The sequence below is a fragment of the Kibdelosporangium aridum genome, assembly GCF_900176515.1.
Classification (GTDB): Bacteria; Actinomycetota; Actinomycetes; order Mycobacteriales; family Pseudonocardiaceae; genus Kibdelosporangium; species Kibdelosporangium aridum.
In genome coordinates, this window is sequence record NZ_FWXV01000014.1 from 97,600 (window position 1) to 114,463 (window position 16,864).

Annotated in this window: 13 protein-coding genes; 10 read left to right on the forward strand and 3 right to left on the reverse strand. The window is 65.5% G+C overall.

Annotated features, from left to right (window positions below; translation table 11 throughout):
* Window positions 1-85 precede the first annotated feature (85 nt).
* The gene (locus tag B9C43_RS48990) at window positions 86-778 is read right to left on the reverse strand and encodes a hypothetical protein (RefSeq protein ID WP_084434160.1); all 693 of its coding nucleotides are present in this window, start codon (window positions 776-778) and stop codon (window positions 86-88) included.
* A 563-nt stretch (window positions 779-1,341) separates the two neighbouring features.
* On the opposite strand from B9C43_RS48990, the gene B9C43_RS48995 reads away from it, so the two are divergent.
* The 3 genes from B9C43_RS48995 (at window position 1,342) to B9C43_RS49005 (ending at window position 3,354) form a co-directional block, all read left to right on the forward strand.
* Complete coding sequence (locus B9C43_RS48995; protein WP_084434161.1) at window positions 1,342-2,103, forward strand: SDR family NAD(P)-dependent oxidoreductase; 762 nt, start codon at window positions 1,342-1,344, stop codon at window positions 2,101-2,103.
* A 127-nt stretch (window positions 2,104-2,230) separates the two neighbouring features.
* Window positions 2,231-2,908 carry a hemerythrin domain-containing protein gene (locus B9C43_RS49000; RefSeq protein WP_084434162.1) on the forward strand — a complete coding sequence of 226 codons (678 nt, stop codon included), beginning with the start codon at window positions 2,231-2,233 and terminating at the stop codon, window positions 2,906-2,908.
* Window positions 2,909-2,919: 11 nt separating this feature from the next.
* Window positions 2,920-3,354: a nitroreductase family deazaflavin-dependent oxidoreductase gene (locus B9C43_RS49005; RefSeq protein ID WP_160097285.1), complete on the forward strand. Its 435-nt coding sequence runs from the start codon at window positions 2,920-2,922 to the stop codon at window positions 3,352-3,354.
* On the opposite strand, the gene B9C43_RS49010 is transcribed toward B9C43_RS49005, so the two are convergent.
* Window positions 3,335-6,082, reverse strand: a complete 2,748-nt coding sequence (locus B9C43_RS49010; protein ID WP_084434164.1) for a helix-turn-helix transcriptional regulator — start codon at window positions 6,080-6,082, stop codon at window positions 3,335-3,337. The two genes, B9C43_RS49005 and B9C43_RS49010, sit on opposite strands and share 20 nt — an antisense overlap.
* 202 nt (window positions 6,083-6,284) lie before the next feature.
* Here B9C43_RS49010 and B9C43_RS49015 point away from each other — a divergent pair, with 202 nt between their 5' ends.
* The 4 genes from B9C43_RS49015 to B9C43_RS49030 all read left to right on the forward strand — a co-directional run bounded on the left by B9C43_RS49015 (window position 6,285) and on the right by B9C43_RS49030 (window position 12,730).
* Complete coding sequence (locus B9C43_RS49015; protein ID WP_160097287.1) at window positions 6,285-7,328, forward strand: AraC family transcriptional regulator; 1,044 nt, start codon at window positions 6,285-6,287, stop codon at window positions 7,326-7,328.
* Window positions 7,329-7,686: 358 nt separating this feature from the next.
* On the forward strand, window positions 7,687-9,105 hold the full coding sequence (locus B9C43_RS49020) for an NAD(P)/FAD-dependent oxidoreductase (RefSeq protein ID WP_084434166.1): 1,419 nt from the start codon (window positions 7,687-7,689) through the stop codon (window positions 9,103-9,105).
* Window positions 9,102-9,728, forward strand: a complete 627-nt coding sequence (locus tag B9C43_RS49025) for a TetR/AcrR family transcriptional regulator (RefSeq protein WP_033386385.1) — start codon at window positions 9,102-9,104, stop codon at window positions 9,726-9,728. The genes B9C43_RS49020 and B9C43_RS49025 overlap by 4 nt, the downstream gene beginning before the upstream one ends.
* 233 nt (window positions 9,729-9,961) lie before the next feature.
* Window positions 9,962-12,730, forward strand: coding sequence for a helix-turn-helix transcriptional regulator (locus tag B9C43_RS49030; protein ID WP_084434167.1), 2,769 nt, complete (start codon window positions 9,962-9,964; stop codon window positions 12,728-12,730).
* Here the strand turns inward: B9C43_RS49030 and B9C43_RS49035 are convergent.
* Complete coding sequence (locus tag B9C43_RS49035; protein ID WP_143447134.1) at window positions 12,724-13,296, reverse strand: ferritin-like domain-containing protein; 573 nt, start codon at window positions 13,294-13,296, stop codon at window positions 12,724-12,726. The genes B9C43_RS49030 and B9C43_RS49035 overlap by 7 nt on opposite strands.
* A 180-nt stretch (window positions 13,297-13,476) precedes the next feature.
* Here B9C43_RS49035 and B9C43_RS49040 point away from each other — a divergent pair, with 180 nt between their 5' ends.
* From B9C43_RS49040 to B9C43_RS49050, 3 genes are all read left to right on the forward strand, one after another.
* Complete coding sequence (locus tag B9C43_RS49040; protein WP_235039281.1) at window positions 13,477-14,217, forward strand: SDR family oxidoreductase; 741 nt, start codon at window positions 13,477-13,479, stop codon at window positions 14,215-14,217.
* 39 nt (window positions 14,218-14,256) lie between these two features.
* Window positions 14,257-15,171 (forward strand): SDR family oxidoreductase, encoded by a 915-nt coding sequence (locus B9C43_RS49045; protein WP_084434170.1) that lies wholly within the window; start codon window positions 14,257-14,259, stop codon window positions 15,169-15,171.
* 91 nt (window positions 15,172-15,262) lie between these two features.
* On the forward strand, window positions 15,263-16,756 hold the full coding sequence (locus B9C43_RS49050) for an aldehyde dehydrogenase (protein ID WP_084434171.1): 1,494 nt from the start codon (window positions 15,263-15,265) through the stop codon (window positions 16,754-16,756).
* The last annotated feature ends 108 nt before the right edge of the window (window positions 16,757-16,864 follow it).

The window sequence follows — 16,864 nt, forward strand, 5'->3', positions numbered from 1 at the left end:
ACAGTGCGGTCGACCACGTGCTCGGTGGCAAGGTGTGCTTCTGCAGGGCGCGGCAGAAGCAGTAGAAGTAAGTGCCACCGTTGCCTCAGCTACCAGTCGTAGAGGTCTTCGCAGCTGTCAGGAGCTTCGTGAGGTCGTGGAGCGGTTTGGTACCGGCGCCGATGATCAATCCAGTCGCCAGCACGTCGAGGTACACCGTCGGCGGGTTGATCCCTGCCGTCCTAAGCAGATGGAGATTCAACAGTGCCGAGGCGACTGCTCCAACGATGCTCGCGACGCCCCACAGCACGAGTGAGCGGTAGGTAGACCATATGTCGACCTTAACTTTGGCGGCGGCGAAGGCTTCAAGTTTTGTTTGAGCGGCGGTGACCGCCGCTGGCGGAATAACCGGTCCGCTAAGCTGCCGCGCGCTGGTAACCGCCTCGCTGTCCTTCGCGACCTGCTCTTGTTGAAGAGTTTCCTTTTTGATGTCGAACAGGGAAAGTGGCTCCAACAGCCGCTCGATCGCCAGCGCGGCCACAAAGAAAACAGCGAAAATGGTGAGTCCGTCTACTACAACAGGGCCGTCAGCCTTCCGGCCGAGGGCATCAGAGATCGGCCAGGTGAGTAGGGCGACGACCACTGCTACGCCCAGGCCAATCAGAGTGACGATGCCGCGCCTCGCCCACCATTCGGTTGGCGCTCCTACTGCCGGTTCCAGCAGCTGTCCCGCTTGCGGCGGAAGAGGGTCGTCACCAGGCGATGTCTTCAGGTCATTAATCCACACACCCGTCTTCATGGCGTGATCACCTTCTATCCCGATCGACCTTGGCGTTGAAATCGGGCGAAGACCTGACGGTGTTACGGTTGAGCCCGCTGATTGTTCAGGAATAGCGCCGCAAAACGCCCAGGGTAGCTATATGGCGACGGTACCGTAACGAACTGATTGGTCCCGATGACCGTTGGTAACACTGTTGCCGCCGCAGGCGAAGAAGGAAGGTTGATCTCAACGAGTCACAGATCGCCGACGTGTGCACGCCAAGCTCCCTCTCTGGGAAGGCCAGCCTGTCCGTGGGCTCACCGTGGCAACCACCGGCTCAGCGGAAGACAATTCATAAATTTCGTGCGTGCGTTCCGACTGCACAACGCTCTGGCAGGACCTCGATGGCCTCGTCCGGCGAGAACGGTAACCGGTGTCGGACGCTCCATGGGTGGCAACAGTGGCCTCTCGGAAGCGAATGCCAGACATCTTCACTTCTCAAACGATCAACAGAACGTGACACTGTCCCAATACCGCCGAGGTATCAGAGGCACACGAAAAGGTCTTGGACGGAGCTGGGCGGGCGAGCGCACTGTGGTGTCATGAAACGTGTTTTGATCACAGGATCCGCCGACGGGCTCGGTCAGATGGTCGCCCACCGGCTGATCGGCCTCGGCCATGAAGTCGTCCTCCACGCCCGCGATGGCGCCCGCGCCCAGGATGCGTTGCGCGCGGCGCCGGGTGCCGCAGATGCGGTCGTGGGCGACCTGTCCAGCATCGCGGAAACCAAGGCGGTGGCTGATCAGGCCAACGCAACCGGTCGTTTCGACGTCGTCGTCCACAACGCCGGCGTCGGATACCGGGAGCCGCGCCGGATCGAGACTGTCGACGGCCTTGCCCACGTCTTCGCGATCAATGTCCTGGCGCCGTATCTGCTCACCGCTTTGGTGGATCGCCCGGACCGGTTGATCTACCTCAGTTCCGGCATGCACCGGGGCGGCGACGCGGACCTGAGCGACCTGCAGTGGAAGCACCGGCGATGGGATGGCATGCAGGCGTATTCCGACTCGAAACTGTGGGACGTCGTGCTCGCGTTCGCCGTCGCGCGACTGTGGCCTGACGTGCTGTCGAACGCTCTGGAACCGGGATGGGTACCCACGAAAATGGGTGGCCCGGGAGCGCCGGACGACATGTCATTGGCGCCAGACACGCAAGTCTGGCTTGCGACCACGGACAACCCAGGGACCGGTGGTTACTACTACCACCGCAAGCCAAGGCAGACCCATCCAGCCGTTACGGACCCCGCTATACAGGACGGTCTGCTCGCGATCTGCGCGAACATCACAGGCGTCGCACTGACTTAGCCATTGCCCGATGGCCCGGGTCCGGCCGCCAGCAGGTCCCGGGAATTCCCGGGTTCGAACCACACCGGTGTCACACCATCATGCGTGTGCCGGTACGACCCGGCTCGATGCAAGCAGGAAGGGCGAAATGAGCAAGCAGGTTCAAGGCATGGCCGACGTCAGGGACATGTACATGGCACACAACATGTTCCGGCGCGAGTTCAGCCTGGTTCCCGGTCTACTGCGTGGAGTACCGGAAGGTGACACCAGGCGTTCCGAAGTCGTCGGCGGCCACATCGACCTGCTGTGCCGGATCCTGCATGCCCACCACGAGGGCGAGGACATGCTGGTATGGCCCAAGTTGCACGAGCGGGCAGGAGCGGAAACAACCGAGATCGTGTCCACGATGGAGCAACAGCACGCGGCCATCGAGAAGGTTCTCACCCAGGTGGACGACCTGCTCCCCGCCTGGCGGGCCACCGCGCGTGGCCACAGCGAGCTCGCCGACGTCTTCGACGAGCTCCACATCGCTCTCAACGAGCACATGACGATGGAGGAGAACCACATCCTTCCCCTGGCAGAGAAATACATCACTGACATCGAGTGGAGAGGGCTCGGCGAGCACGGGATGGGCGCTTTCTCGAAAAGTGAGCTACCGCTGTGCTTCGGACTGGTGATGTACGAGACGGACCCGGCCGTCATCAAGCATGTCCTGGAAGACAAACCGCTTCTCGTGCGCCTGCTCGTTCCTCGCATCGCGCCGCGGAAGTTCGCCGCACACGCCAAGCGGGTGCACGGAACCGCTACTCCTGCCCGCGTGTCGTAAGGGTGCGATCAGTGGACAACCCGAACGAAGCCGTCATCGCCGAATTCCGCGCGAACAGCGGTGTAGTGGTCGAAGCGGCCGGAGGCGCGGTCAAGGACCTCGATCTGGTGATTCTTCACCACGTCGGCAGGAAGAGCGGCAAGACCTACCAGACACCGGTGTCCTACATGGATCATGAGGGAAGCTATCTCCTCGTCGCCTCATACGCCGGAGCACCGACAGAACCTCAGTGGGTCGCCAATGTGGCAGCGATGTCCGCGCTGACCGTCGAGTTCGGCACGGGCACGATGAGCGTCACAGCCACGGTGCTGCGAGAAGGTCCGGAACGGGATCGGCTCTACGCCATAGCGGTGGCACACTGGCCATTCCTGCGCGACTACGAAGCCAGAACCGATCGCCGCTTTCCCATGATCCGCTTGGATCCGGTCACGGTTCCGTCCGGTTGACAAGCTGCCACCGAGAGGTGATGCCCAGCTTGGTGAAGATCTTGCCGAGGTGCCATTCGACGGTGCGCGGGCTGAGGAAGAGCCGGACCGCGATCTCGGAGTTCGTAAGCCCCTCGCGAACGAGCCGGACCACCTGGGTTTCCTGAGCGGTGAACTCGGTGGTGGCGACCGCGGTGCGGTTGCGGGCCTTCGCTCCGGTGGCCTTGAGCTCTCTCCCCGCACGCTCGGCGAACGCCTTCGCGCCCATCGCGATGAAGGTCTCATGTGCGACGCGCAACTGTTCGCGGGCTTCGCTGCGCCGCCGCTCGCGGCGCAGCCACTCGCCGTACATGAGACGAGTCCGCGCCAATTCTCCCCGAGCAGAGGTACGGGCAAGCCGGACGATCGCTTCCTGGTAGGCAGGCTCCACGGCGGCACCTTCGGCCAGCAGCGCCCGGCAACGTGCTTCCAGGCCGAGCGCCCAGTCCGTCCCGCTGCCCTGGCTGACCTCCTGGATCCGATCGAAGGCCTCGTACACCTTCGCGTGCCGACCGAGGTGGCTGGCCGCCTCGACAAGTTCGACCAGCGCTGTCCACGTGAGGAAACCTTCAGCGGGTGGATAGCAGCTGGCTTGCTCTGCGGCGGCGAAAGCCTCCTCATAGCGGCCGAGGCTGTTGAGCAGGAACGCCTTCACCGACCTGGCGGTGGCCAAAGCGATTCCCTCGCCCCGCTGAACCGCCTTCTGGACGCTGCCTTCGCTCGTTTCGGCTTCGTGGCCCTGCCATGCAGCGAGCCACATAGCGCTGTATGGCACGGAGGCACTTCCCGTCGCCGCGATGGCCTCGTGCAGTTCGTCCTCCACTGCCATGGCCTCATCCAGCTCGCCGGCGAACACAAGCGCTGCTGCCCGGATCGACAGGGCGAACGGGAGCATGGTCAGCGCGCCCACCTTGCGGGCGAGCTGGACCTGGCGAGCGGAAAGCACCAGCAAGCTGTCCATATCCCAGAGGTCAAGTGCGGCGCGACAAGCGAACCAGAGCCAGCGCAACGTCTCCTCGCTGCTGGCTTTCGGGTCGCAGAAAGCCTTCAAGGCGTCATGCACGATTGGCACGCCGTAGGTGTATCCGTCCGTGTACCACCGTGCGAGCCCATCCAGAAGCAGGTCAATCGCGCGCGGCTGGCCTGCTGTCGACGCGACTTTCCGGGCCGCCTCGGCTACTTCGTGCACTCCGCCACCGTCAGCTGCGAGTGGACCGTCCATGATGGCCGCACCGAGCGCCTGCAGGTAGGTTTCTCGAGCGAGACTCACATCCACTTGTTCGAGCTTCCTGCCGGCGTCGAGCAACAACGCGGCAGCCCCACGCTCATGCCTGGCCGTGAACATCACTTCTGCCCGCAGCAAATCCAGTCGTGCGCGCCGCGCATCGTTCAACGGCCCCGACTCGGCCAAAGCCACCAGGCGCAAGGCAGCATCGCCGGCACCGGCGGCGTGCATCACCTGCGCCGCTGACAGCGCTCGCTCCGCCCGTCGCTCGATGTCCGGTGTCAACTCAGCGGCCCGCTGCCAAAACATCGCTGCGGCAGCCAAACCACCACGGGCCTGCGCACGCGCCGCCTGTCGCACCAGCTCGTCCGCGACATCCTCATCGGGCCCCGAGACCGCATGGGCCCGATGCCAAACACGTCGTTCCGGATCCACCTCTGCATCGGTCGCCGCCGCCAACGCCCGATGCACATCGCGCCGTTCCTGCGCGGAAGCAGCCCGGTAGACCACTGATCTGACCAGCGGGTGCCGGAATCGCACGTGCGGCCCGATCTCCAGCAGCCCCGCGTCCGCGGCCGCACTGGCATCCGCCGGGCCGATACCCAGCATTCCGGCTGCCCGCCACAGCAGCACAGGGTCGCCCAGCGGTTCGGCCGCGGCGATCAGCAGCAGCTGCCTCGTGCGCAGCCCCAACGGCGCGAGCTGCCGCACAAAGCTCGCCTCGATGTGCCCCGACACCGAACCCGCTGCCGAATCGAACCCGCCCGCAAGGTCCGTAGGACCCAGTCCTTTTGGCAACTCCAGCAGCGCCAGCGGATTGCCTTGTGCTTCCGCGAGGATTCGAAGTCGTATCCGCTCGTCCACGGGTCGGCGCACGGTCGCGTCGAGCAGCGCACGGGCGTCGTCGTCGGCCAACCCGCCAATTTCGAGCTGCGGCAACCCCGCCAGAGCCGGCACTTCGTCCTCAGAGCGTGCCGCGAAGACCAACCCCACCGACTCGGCTCCCAGGCGCCGCGCGACAAAGGCCAACGTGTGCGCGGACGCGCTGTCCAACCACTGCGCGTCGTCGACTATCCACATCAGTGGCCGTTGCCTGGCCTCCTCGGCGACGAGGCCGAGCACCGCAAGGCCGACCATGAAGCGGTCCGGCACGACTCCGCTCCGCAACGCGAAGATCGTCGCAAGTGCGTCCCGTTGGGGCGCAGGCAAACGGTCACGCAACTCGAGTATCGGCCCGCACAGCTGGTGCAGGCCAGCGAACGCGAACTCGGCCTCCGACGGCACGCCGGTCGCATGTGCCACTCGGAACCCGCCGGCACGACCAGCCACGTATTCCAGCAGGGCGGTCTTGCCTATACCTGCCTCGCCACGCATCACCAGGGCCCGGCTCTGACCGGCACGGACCGCCTCGACAAGTTCGTCGAGTGTCTGGCACTCCCTGTCCCGTCCCCGCAGCGTGCCCCGGACCTTGCTTGTACGAGTCACGCCGCGAGTATGTCGAGTCGCGCTGTACACGGTCACGTCGGATGGCGGAATCTAGTCACACCTTCGTGCGCCCAGTAGGCCCCCGGGCAGCGCTCTGCCAGTTCGCCGACCATGGGAGCGGAGCCGTCCAGAGTGTGACATGGAGTCACCCGGAACGGTCGGATTGGCGGTTCAGGGCAGGCCTTGCCCTTACGGTTACGTGGTGGATTTTGTTCGGGCCAGTGCCCTGAAAGGGTTCGCGTCCCTCGTGCTCGAGCTCGGAGGCGATCCGGAACCGCTGTTCGCGCGGGTACAGCTGACCGCGGAGCAACTGGAACAGCAGGATTCCTTCGTCCCGTTCGCCGCGCTGGCGCAGTCGTTGGAGTACGCGGCGGGTGAGCTGGACTGCCCGGACTTCGGCCGTCGGCTGGCACGCAGGCAGAGCATCGACATCCTCGGGCCGGTGGCCCTGGCGGCCCGGTACTCACGGACTGCGGAAGAGGCGATCCACCGGATGGCGCGGCACATGCCCACCTACACCACCGCTCTGCGGACCAGTCTTGTCGAGCTTGGCGAGGGTCGGCGGCGGTATGTGGTCGAGCTGCGTGCCCGTGGGCTGCCCGGCACGTCGCAGATCCATGAACTTGCCCTCGGGGTTTCGCACGGCATCGCCAAGCTGCTGATGGGGCCAACCTTCCGGCCGCTGCGCGCGTCACTGCCGCATTCCGCGTTGGGCACTGAAGCGTCCTACCGGGAGTACTTCGACTGCCCAGTCACGTTCGACGCTGACCACTGCGGGTTCGACATCCGCGGCGAAGACCTGACACGCCAACGGCCGACAGCGGACCCGCTCGTCGGCGAGCTCGTCGAGCAGTACCTCCGGGAGGGGGCGGTGCGGGCCGACGACGACCTGCCCGACCGGGTCCGGAGTCTGGTCGTTCAAACACTGCCGACCGGGCGAGCGCATGTCGGTGCTGTCGCGTCGTTGCTCGGCGTCCACCCACGCACGCTGCACCGCTGGTTGGCTCCGTTCGGTGTCACGTTCGATGCCCTGGTCGACGACGTTCGCCGGGAACGCGCCGAGCACTACCTGAGGCACTCCGCGCTCCCCATCAGCTCGATCAGCGACCTGCTCGGCTACACCCAGCAGAGCGGCTTCACCCGTGCCTGCCACCGCTGGTTCGGAGGGCCGCCTTTGAAACTACGCCGGGCGTGGGCCACCGAGCAGAGGAGATCAGGCGCGCGGGCTAAGAAAGCCCTGTCCTAGATCCACGTCTCAAGATCTCGCCGCGACGACGTTCACTTGTCGTCAAATGCTAAAAACTTGTCCTCGGTTATCAAGTCGAGGGCGGCAGCCATGCCTACCGTGCCGTGTATGGAGATCACGTCCCCACTTCGGGGAGTTGTGCCGGACCACGAAGTCGTAATGCACCCAGGTCCCTGGTGTGCCAGCACGTGACCGGCGATTCCATGTGGCGTCTCCCGCCGCGACGCGCTTGACCGGCACTGAAACACGGCCATGTCGAGCCAGTAGCACACATACCTCCAAGGACTTACCAATTACCACGTGGTCAGGCATGGGTCTTCCCCAAATGAAGCCGATGCCAGCCCGAAATGAGCAGTGAATGACCTGGAAGACGAACAGTCCACTACCACACGATCACCTCACGGACAGCAGCACGAGGGCGATCGTCCTCGGCGGGAGCGTGGCCGGGCTGCTGGCCGCGACCGCACTCAGCGAGCACTTCGAGCAAGTCGTCGTGATCGACCGCGACGAGTTGCCCACTGATCCAACTGACCGGCGAGGGGTGCCCCAGGGAAAGCACGTGCACGGCCTGCTGGCCCGAGGTATCGCGGCGATCAACAGCCTGTTGCCCGGTTTCGACGACGACCTCGTGACAGCGGGCGCCCTCCGCCTCGACGTGCAGTCCGACATCCACTGGTACCTGGACGGTCATCTGGTGAACCCGTCCCCGTCCGGCATCACTGGATACGCAGCCAGCCGCCGGCTGCTGGAGCACGTAATCCGCACACGGGTGCGCGGATTGTCCAATGTGGTCATTCAGGATGCCTGCGACGTGCTGGAGCTGATGACAGCACCGGGCAACAGCGCTGTCATCGGTGTTGTGATCGAACCTAAAGCCGACGGCGCCGAGCCCACCGAGATCCGAGCCCACCTTGTCGTCGACGCCACCGGACGGGCCAGCCGCACACCTCACTGGCTCACCCAGCGTGGGCTCACTCCACCGGTCGAAACCAGGATCCCAGTCGGTATCACCTACGTCACGCGGGAATACCGCCGCGAACCGCACCACCTGGATGGCAGGGCAGGCACATCCGTCGCGGTCTTCCCGGGTTCACCTCGCGGAGCCTTCCTGCTCGCCATCGAGGAAGACAGGTTCATCCTGACCACCGGCGGAATCCACGGCGAGCAGCCACCGTTGGACGACGAGGGTCTCGATGTCTTTGCCCGGACACTGCCGACCGCGGAGGTCACCGACTTCCTCGCCACAGCCGTCCGAATCAGCGAACCGGTGAAGACCCACTACCCGGCCAGCGTCCGCAGGCACTACGAACGGCTCCACGATCTCCCCGACGGTTACCTGGTGATCGGCGACGCCCTGTGCAGCTTCAACCCGGTCTACGGGCAAGGGATCTCAGTCGCCGCAATGGAAGCCGAACTACTGGGTGAGGTGCTGCACGGCGCAAGGGGCTCACTCGCGAAACAGTTCTTCACCGCCGCTGTGGAAGTCATCGACAACCCGTGGACCATCGCCGCCAACACCGACCTGCGCTTCGACGAAACCACCGAGCCCAAGCCAGCTGAAATCGCCGCGTTCACCGCATACCTTGAACAGATATACCCGGCCGCGTCGACGGACGCCGCAGTGGGAACGGCTTTTCTCAGAATCACCAACCTCCTGGACCGGCCCGAAGCATTGCTCGAACCATCGCTCGCCGCACGCGTCGCAGCTAGTTTGTCCTCTCACGACAGTGCCATCCGGAACGGAACAGGAGCACCAGCTGTACGGACACGGTCATGACCAGTGTGCCTGCGAAGGCGGCACGACGGCCCCGGATGTCACGTGCGGATCGGATGCGGCAGATAACCCAGGTCGCCGAGGCGGTCTTTGCCGAGCGAGGGTATTCCGCAGCGCTGATGGACGACATCGCTGATCTGGTCGGCGTCTCCAAGCCAGTGCTGTACGAGTACTTCGGTTCCAAGGAAGGGTTGCTCGTGGCCTGCATCCGTCACGTGCGCTCACAACTGCAGCAACTGACGGCACAGTCTGTGCTGGACGCGCGGTCTCCGGAGGACGCGCTGCGCCGAGGCTTGGTGGCGTTCTTCCGGTTCACCGACGAGCACCGCAGCTCGTGGAAACTGTTGCGCACGGAGACCGCAGTGGTCGGCCCCGCCGCGCTCGCCGAGATCGAAGCGGCCCGCCAGGAACAGATCCGCCTGCACATCGAGTTGCTCGCGGCGTATCTCCCTGATGCGAACCGGTTACTACTCGAAGCCAGCGCGGAGATTCTCCTTGGGGCATGTGAACGTCTGTCGATCTGGTATGTCCGAAACGGTGACGTGACACCGGAGGCAGCCGCCGAATTCGTCATGCGGTTGACATGGTTCGGCCTTCAGCCTCGCGGGCCGCGAACACAGCGATGACCGTTCCCGCTGCCGGACAAGACAGCCCAGCAACAAGATCCATTGTGGAAAGAGATAGAAATCACAGGCGTCACTCGGTTTTCGCGACCGACGCACACGTAACTTTCAATCCTGGAAAGGATTTGTCCGACGAAGACACAGCCTTGACCAGTTGAGCCAACGTACTTAGGGTATGCCGAGCGCTTGCGCGTGCCGTCCACACGCAGCGCGAGCAGCACCAAAAGGGGACGGACATGACTGAGCCAGGCGATGTGCAGCTCCTCGGACGCGAGCATGAGCGTGAGCGTCTGCACGCTTTCCTCGACGAAATGCGTCATGGGGGCGCCAGTCTGATCGTGTCCGGCGAGCCGGGAATCGGTAAGAGCGCCCTTGTCGCGGATGCACTGCGTCGTGCGGAGGCAGAGGGGATCCTCGTGCTGCAGGCCTCGGGGGTGGAGTACGAGGCGGATGTCAGTTTCTCTTGTCTCAACCAAGCTTTGCTGCCTGTGCTGGATCAGTTGGATGAGCTGACACCAGCGCTGGCCGAGGCGTTGCGTGTCGCGTTGGGGTTCGGCACCGGCGCTGTCCCAGAGCGTCTGATGGTGTGCAACGCGGCGCTGAGCCTGCTCCGTCGCGTGGCGCAGGACCACCCGGTCCTGATCGCTCTTGACGACATGCAATGGGTCGATCGGGCCAGCGCGGCCGTTCTGACGTTCATCGCGCGGCGTCTCAAAGGTATTCGTATCGGTTTTCTCGCGGCGGTGCGTACCGAGGCCGGCGAGTACGTAGAACACTGCGATCTGCCCGCGCTGGTGGTCGAGCCGCTCGATCAGACGGCATCCGCTGAGCTGATGGACAGCCGCTTCCCCTCGCTGCGGCCTCGCCTGCGTGAGCGCCTCCTGGCAGAGGCCCAAGGCAATCCACTCGCGATCCTGGAACTGCCGAGCGCCACGTTCACCACTGCGTCCCCATCGCCAACCGGCGTGGTGCCGCTGACGGCGAGGCTGCAGGCCCTGTTCGAGTCTCGGATCGGCGTGTTGCCGGATGCCACGCGACAGGTTCTTCTCGTCGCCGTCCTGGACGGAACGGGTGACTTACGGGTATTGGAAAGGGCCTGTCGCGGAGCCATGGCCGCAGGCAGTCTGGACGCCGCCGAACGCGCCCAGCTCATCACCGTTGACGACGCCACCGCGCGCCTGGCTTTCCGGCATCCGCTGATCCGCTCCGCGCTCGTCGAGGCGTCCACGCATACCGAACGACGGCAGGCGCACGAGTTACTGGCCGAAGCGCTACCGCACGATGTCGAACGGCGAGCATGGCACCTGGCCGAGGCCGCCATCGGGCCCGATGCCACCGTCGCGCAACTGCTGCACGACGCGTCCAGGGACATGCTTTCCCGGGGAGATTCCGTGGGTGCGGTGTCCGCGTTGACGAGAGCCGCCGAACTGAGTGTGGACGGCAGCGACCGCAGCAGGCGGCTGGCGGAGGCCGCATACATCGGTGCTGAGATCAACGGTGATCTCCAGGCCGCGCAGCACCTACTCGCGGACGCGCGACGTATCGAACCCGATCTGTCGACTTCACTGTTGGCTGCCTGTGCCGCCGTGTTCCTCATGCTCAACGAGGACGGCCACGTCACGACCGCGCACCGCTTGCTGGTCGCCGCCATCGAGAACGGCTCACACGGCTTTTCCGCGTCCGACGGACCTCTCGTCGAGGCGATGCACACCCTTCTGTTGCTCTGCTGGTTCGGTGGACGGCCCGAGCTCTGGGAACCGTTCTATCGCGCACTGAACCGGATGGAACCCGCTCCCCCGGACGTTCTCGCGTACGCGAGCAAGACATTCCCCGATCCGGTCCGGACCGCTGTTTCGTCGCTGCCGGATGCCCCAGCGATCTACGCCAGCCTCGCCACCGAACCTGACCCCACCCGGGTAATGCGCATCGGCACTGCGGCGGTCTACGTCGACCGGCTCGCCGATTGCCGCGAGAGGTCCTGGGTGACGGTTCGTCAGGGCCGTGACGGCGGTCCTACCCGGCGTTACATCGGTGCGCTGAAGCACCTGTGCCTGGATGCCTACCTCAGTGGCCGGTGGGACGAGCAGGACGCGTTGGCCGACGAGGCGCTCGATGTGTGCGCCGCCAACGGATTCCCGTTCTTCTCCTGGTATTTCTGGTTCCACAAGGGCCTCGTGGCCGCAGTTCGTGGACAGCATGACATCGCATCGGAATGGGCCGGGAAGACCCTGGGATGGGCAGCATCGCGCGGCGTTCACAGCGCAGAGGTGTTCGCGCACCACGTCGAGGTGCTTTCCGCGCTAGGGCAGGGCGATCTTGAGCGTGCCTATGAACACGCCACCGCAGTGAGCCCGCCCGGTGTGCTCGCCTCACACGTGCCGCACGCCACCTGGGTGATGTACGACCTTGTCGAGTCGGCCACGAGGTTGGGACGCGCGGCGGACGCTGACGCCCACGTGCAGGTCATGCGTGAAGCCGATGTCGGTGCCATCTCCCCACGGATGCTGATGCTGCAGCGGGGCGCGGCGGCTCTCGTCGCTCCGGACGACGAGGCTGTCGAGCTGTTCCGGATCGCCTTGAGCACGCCATCGAGCGAATCGTGGCCGTTCGAACGGGCACGCATTGAGCTGGCCTACGGCGAGCGGCTCCGGCGGATGCGGCTGGTGGTCGACGCGCGGGAACCATTGCTCTCCGCACTCGACGTGTTCCAGCGGCTCGGCGCGCACCCATGGGTCACTCGGACCCGGACGGAGCTGCGCGCTACTGGTCACCAAGCGCCGCGAGCACCGAAGGATGCCACAGGCCAGTTGACCGCGCAGGAACTCGAGATCGCGAAGCTGGCTGCAGGCGGCCTGTCCAACAAGGAAATCGGCGCGAAGCTGTTCCTCTCGCACCGGACCGTGGGCTCCCATCTCTACAAAACGTTCCCCAAGCTCGGAATCACCTCACGAGCCGCCTTACGGGACGCACTCGCCACACTCGACAACGAACACGAACTTCAGTAGGGCCGAGACTCTTCATAGCGCTGCAGCACGGTGGCCAGGGCCGTAGCCGTGTGCTCAGCGGACTCCAGCAGCTGCTCCACCACTCGCCGGCTGGTCGGGTCACCGTCCCCGAGCCACCTGACAGCCTCCAAGTAGACCTGGATCATCAGGCGCTTCGCGAGCAGGTTCTCCCGCAGTAGCCCTATGTGCTCAGTCATCGCGTAAGCGCGGTACGTCGTCACCGAACGCCGGGCCACCGTCTCGGGGTCCAGGTCTAGCACGCCGCCCAGTTCCAGGCATCGCCGTGCGAGCAGGCGCAGTGCGTCCCGCTCGGCTTCCGCCGCGGTTCTGAGTACTTCGTACACCTCCGCACGGCCCGCGCCCGCGGCTGTAGCCGCGTGTTGCTCAAACCGGAGCAGGTCGAGCGCCGACGTGGCGGTGAGCTGGTCCAGCAGCGTCTGGACCGCCGCGACATCTGCGGCGTGGGCCGAGGTCACCGCACCGTCGAGCATGTCGAGCAGCGCCCGGTCCCTGAACAGCGCGGTATCGAAGCGAAAACGGGGTTCACGGTCGCGGTCGTGTGCCACAACAAGCACTCTGCCCGGTCCGGGGCGGATCCTGCATCAGTCGTTTGACCCAAGACGCACGGCGATGACCTAGTGCCCTACGCCACGAACGCGTCAGTGCGATGACAGATGCCCGCTCAGCGGCAAGCGGACGAGTGTTGTGGCAACCGAAACGGATCCCACAATCGGAAGGAACTTGCCGTGTCCACTCCCGACACTCCGAGAGTCGCCATTGTCACAGGCGGTTCTGGCGGCATCGGCCGCGACATCTGTCAACGACTCGCGGCAGACGGCATGACAGTCGTCGTGCATTATGCCGGAAACCCGGACCGCGCCAAGGAAGTAGTCGAGTCCCTCGTCGCCGCCGGCGCTACCGCGACCAGCGTTGGCGCGGACGTCGCCGACGAGAAGCAGGTCGCCACCCTGTTCGACGAAGTGGAACGGCTCTACGGCGGTGTCGACGTCGTCGTGCACACCGCTGGAATCATGCTGCTCTCGCCGCTGGTCGACCTTGAACTCGCCGATCTGGACCGGATGCACCGGACCAACATCCGGGGCACCTTCGTCGTCAACCAGCAGGCGGCCAGCAGGCTGCGCCGCGGCGGTGCGTTGGTGAACTTCTCCTCTTCGGTCGTGCGGCTCGCGCTGCCCACCTACACCGCCTATGCCGCCACCAAAGGCGCGGTCGACGCCGTCACCCTGACCCTGGCCCGGGAACTGCGAGGCCGCGACATCACCGTGAATGCGGTCGCTCCCGGCCCCACAGCGACACCGCTGTTCCTCAACGGCAAGGACCAGGACGCGATCGATCACCTCGCGAACATGGCGCCACTGGAGCGGCTCGGCACGCCTGCGGACATCGCCGAGGTTGTCGCGTTCCTCGCCGGACCCGCTCGCTGGGTCAACGGCCAGATCCTCTACGCCAACGGCGGAATCGCCTGACTCTCCGAAGTAGACACACCCGACCAAGGAGGTAACACCATGTCCAAGACCATCATCATCACCGGGGCGTCGAGTGGCTTCGGAGCGATGACCGCCCGTGAACTGGCCAATGCCGGGCACACCGTGTACGCAGGCATCCGCGGCACAACGGGCCGCAACGCCGCCGCGGTACGGGACCTGCAGGAGTACGCCACGACGAACGCCGTCGATCTGCGCGCACTGGAAATGGACGTGTCAGACCAGGTGTCCGTAGACGACGCCGTCACGCACGTCCTGGAAAACTCCGACCGCATCGACGTCATCATCCACAACGCCGGGCACATGGTGCTCGGCCCGACAGAGGCGTTCACACCCGAGCAGATCGCGTCCGTCTACGACACGAACGTCCTGTCGACACAGCGGGTCAACCGAGCGGTCCTGCCACACCTGCGGGCGCAGCGCGACGGTCTGGTGGTCTGGGTCGGATCCACCTCGACTCGCGGCGGCACCCCGCCATACCTCGCCCCCTATTTCGCCGCCAAGGCCGCGGAGGACTCGCTCGCGGTCAGCTACGCCGCCGAACTCGCCCGCTTCGGCATCGACACGACCATCATCGTGCCGGGCTCCTTCACCAGCGGCACCAACCATTTCGCACACGCCGGATACCCCGCTGACCAGGCGGTCGCCGAGGCGTACGAGACGTTGTACGCGGGTCTGATGGAGCAGGTGACGGCCAAACTCGCCGAGCTCTCCCCGCCCGACGCCGACCCGGCCGAGGTCGCCCGCCAGATCACCCGGGTCGTCGATCTGCCCAAGGGGCAGCGGCCGTTCCGAGTGCACATCGACCCGGCCAACGACGGCGCGGAAGAGGTCAACGCCCTCGGCGACCGCATCCGCAGCCAGTTCTACGAGCGTGTGGGCCTCACCGACTTGCTGAGCCCCACCCTGGACACCCACGCGGCCCCGTCGGTGTGACGCTCCATTTCGGACGGGCGGTGCGCACCGCCCGTCCGAGCACCCCGATCCGCTTACCCACCATCCCGCTTGCATCTCCCAGGAGGAGACGATGACCGTCACCGATATTCCCGCCCCGAACAGCAATGTCATCACCCGTGGCTTCCTCGCCGGTGACAGCGAACTCCAAGCCTTGTCCGGCCGCACGACCGATGACTTAAACCCCGTGACCGGACAGGTGTACGCGCGTTTTCCCGCTGCGGACGTCGCTGACGTCACTCGTGTCGTCGACGCTGCCCACGCCGCATTCGACACCTGGGCCGGCACTGCTCCGTCCGAGCGGCGACGCATCCTCGAGCGTGCCGCCGACCTGATGGTCGAACGGACCGAGCAGTTCGCCGAACTCATGCGCCAGGAGACCGCCGGTACCCGCACGTGGGCTGAGTTCAACATCTCCATGTCGGTCACGCTCCTGCGCCAGGCCGCCACGATGGCTACCCGCCCGAGTGGCACGCTGCTGTCCACCGATGTCCCCGGGCAGTGGTCCATGGCCGTCAAAGCACCTGCGGGCGTGGTGGTGGCCTTCGTTCCGTGGAACGGACCGCTGATCCTGTGCACCCGGGCGGTCGCGGTCGCTCTCGCGACAGGCAACCCCGTGGTCATCCGGCCGAGCGAGGACGCCCCGCTCACCTCCGGGTACTTCCTCGCGGACGTGCTGCGCGAGGCCGGTGTGCCCGCCGGTGCCATCAACGTCATCACCAACGATCGGGCGGACGCACCGGCAGTCGTCGACGCACTCATTTCCGACAAGCGCGTCCGGCGCGTCAACTTCACCGGCTCGACAACCGTCGGGCGCATCGTCGGCTCGATCGCCGGGCGCGAACTCAAGCCAGTCATGCTGGAACTGGGTGGCAAGAATCCGATCCTCGTGCTCGACGACGCCGACCTGGACTACGCGGCCAACGGCATCGCCCTGGCGAAGTTCCTCAACGCCGGGCAGATCTGCCTGTGCGTCGACCGAGTCATCGTCCACCGCGCTGTGGTGGACGAGTTCACGGCGAAGTTCGTCGACAAGGTCCGCGCACTGGACAGGGGTAACACCAGCGACGAGCACACGATCGTCGGACCGATGATCAACGCACGGGCGGCCGAGCGGGTCGCCGGTCTCGTCGCGGACGCTGTGGCCAAGGGAGCGCGTGTCCTGTACGGCGGCGGCAAACCCGAAGGCGCGTACCACCCGCCGACGGTGCTGGACGGGATCACTCCGGACATGCGCATCTACTCCGAGGAGGTTTTCGGTCCGGTCGCGACGATCCACGCGGTGGACGACGACGAGCAAGCCCTGGCGCTGGCCAACGATACGGCATACGGCTTGAGCAGCGGTATCTACACGGAGAACTCCGGCCGCGGCCTCGCACTCGCCCGCCGGCTGGAGCACGGCTCGGTCCACGTCAACGACCAGTCCGTCGCCGACGAGCCAGAAGCGCCTGTGGGCGGCGTCAAGGACAGCGGTTTCGGCCACTTCGGCAGCGACTGGGGGGTGGAGTTCTTCACCGAGACCCGCTGGATCACCGTTGCCGACCGGCACACCCCGTACCCGTTCTGATCGCCCAGCCGTCGGCCCGAGGGGAACGACATGATGACCGCCGCACAGGTCGACCAGCCGGGCAGGAGGTGGGTCCGCGCCCTGGTAGGGAGCGCGGGCCCACCGCGG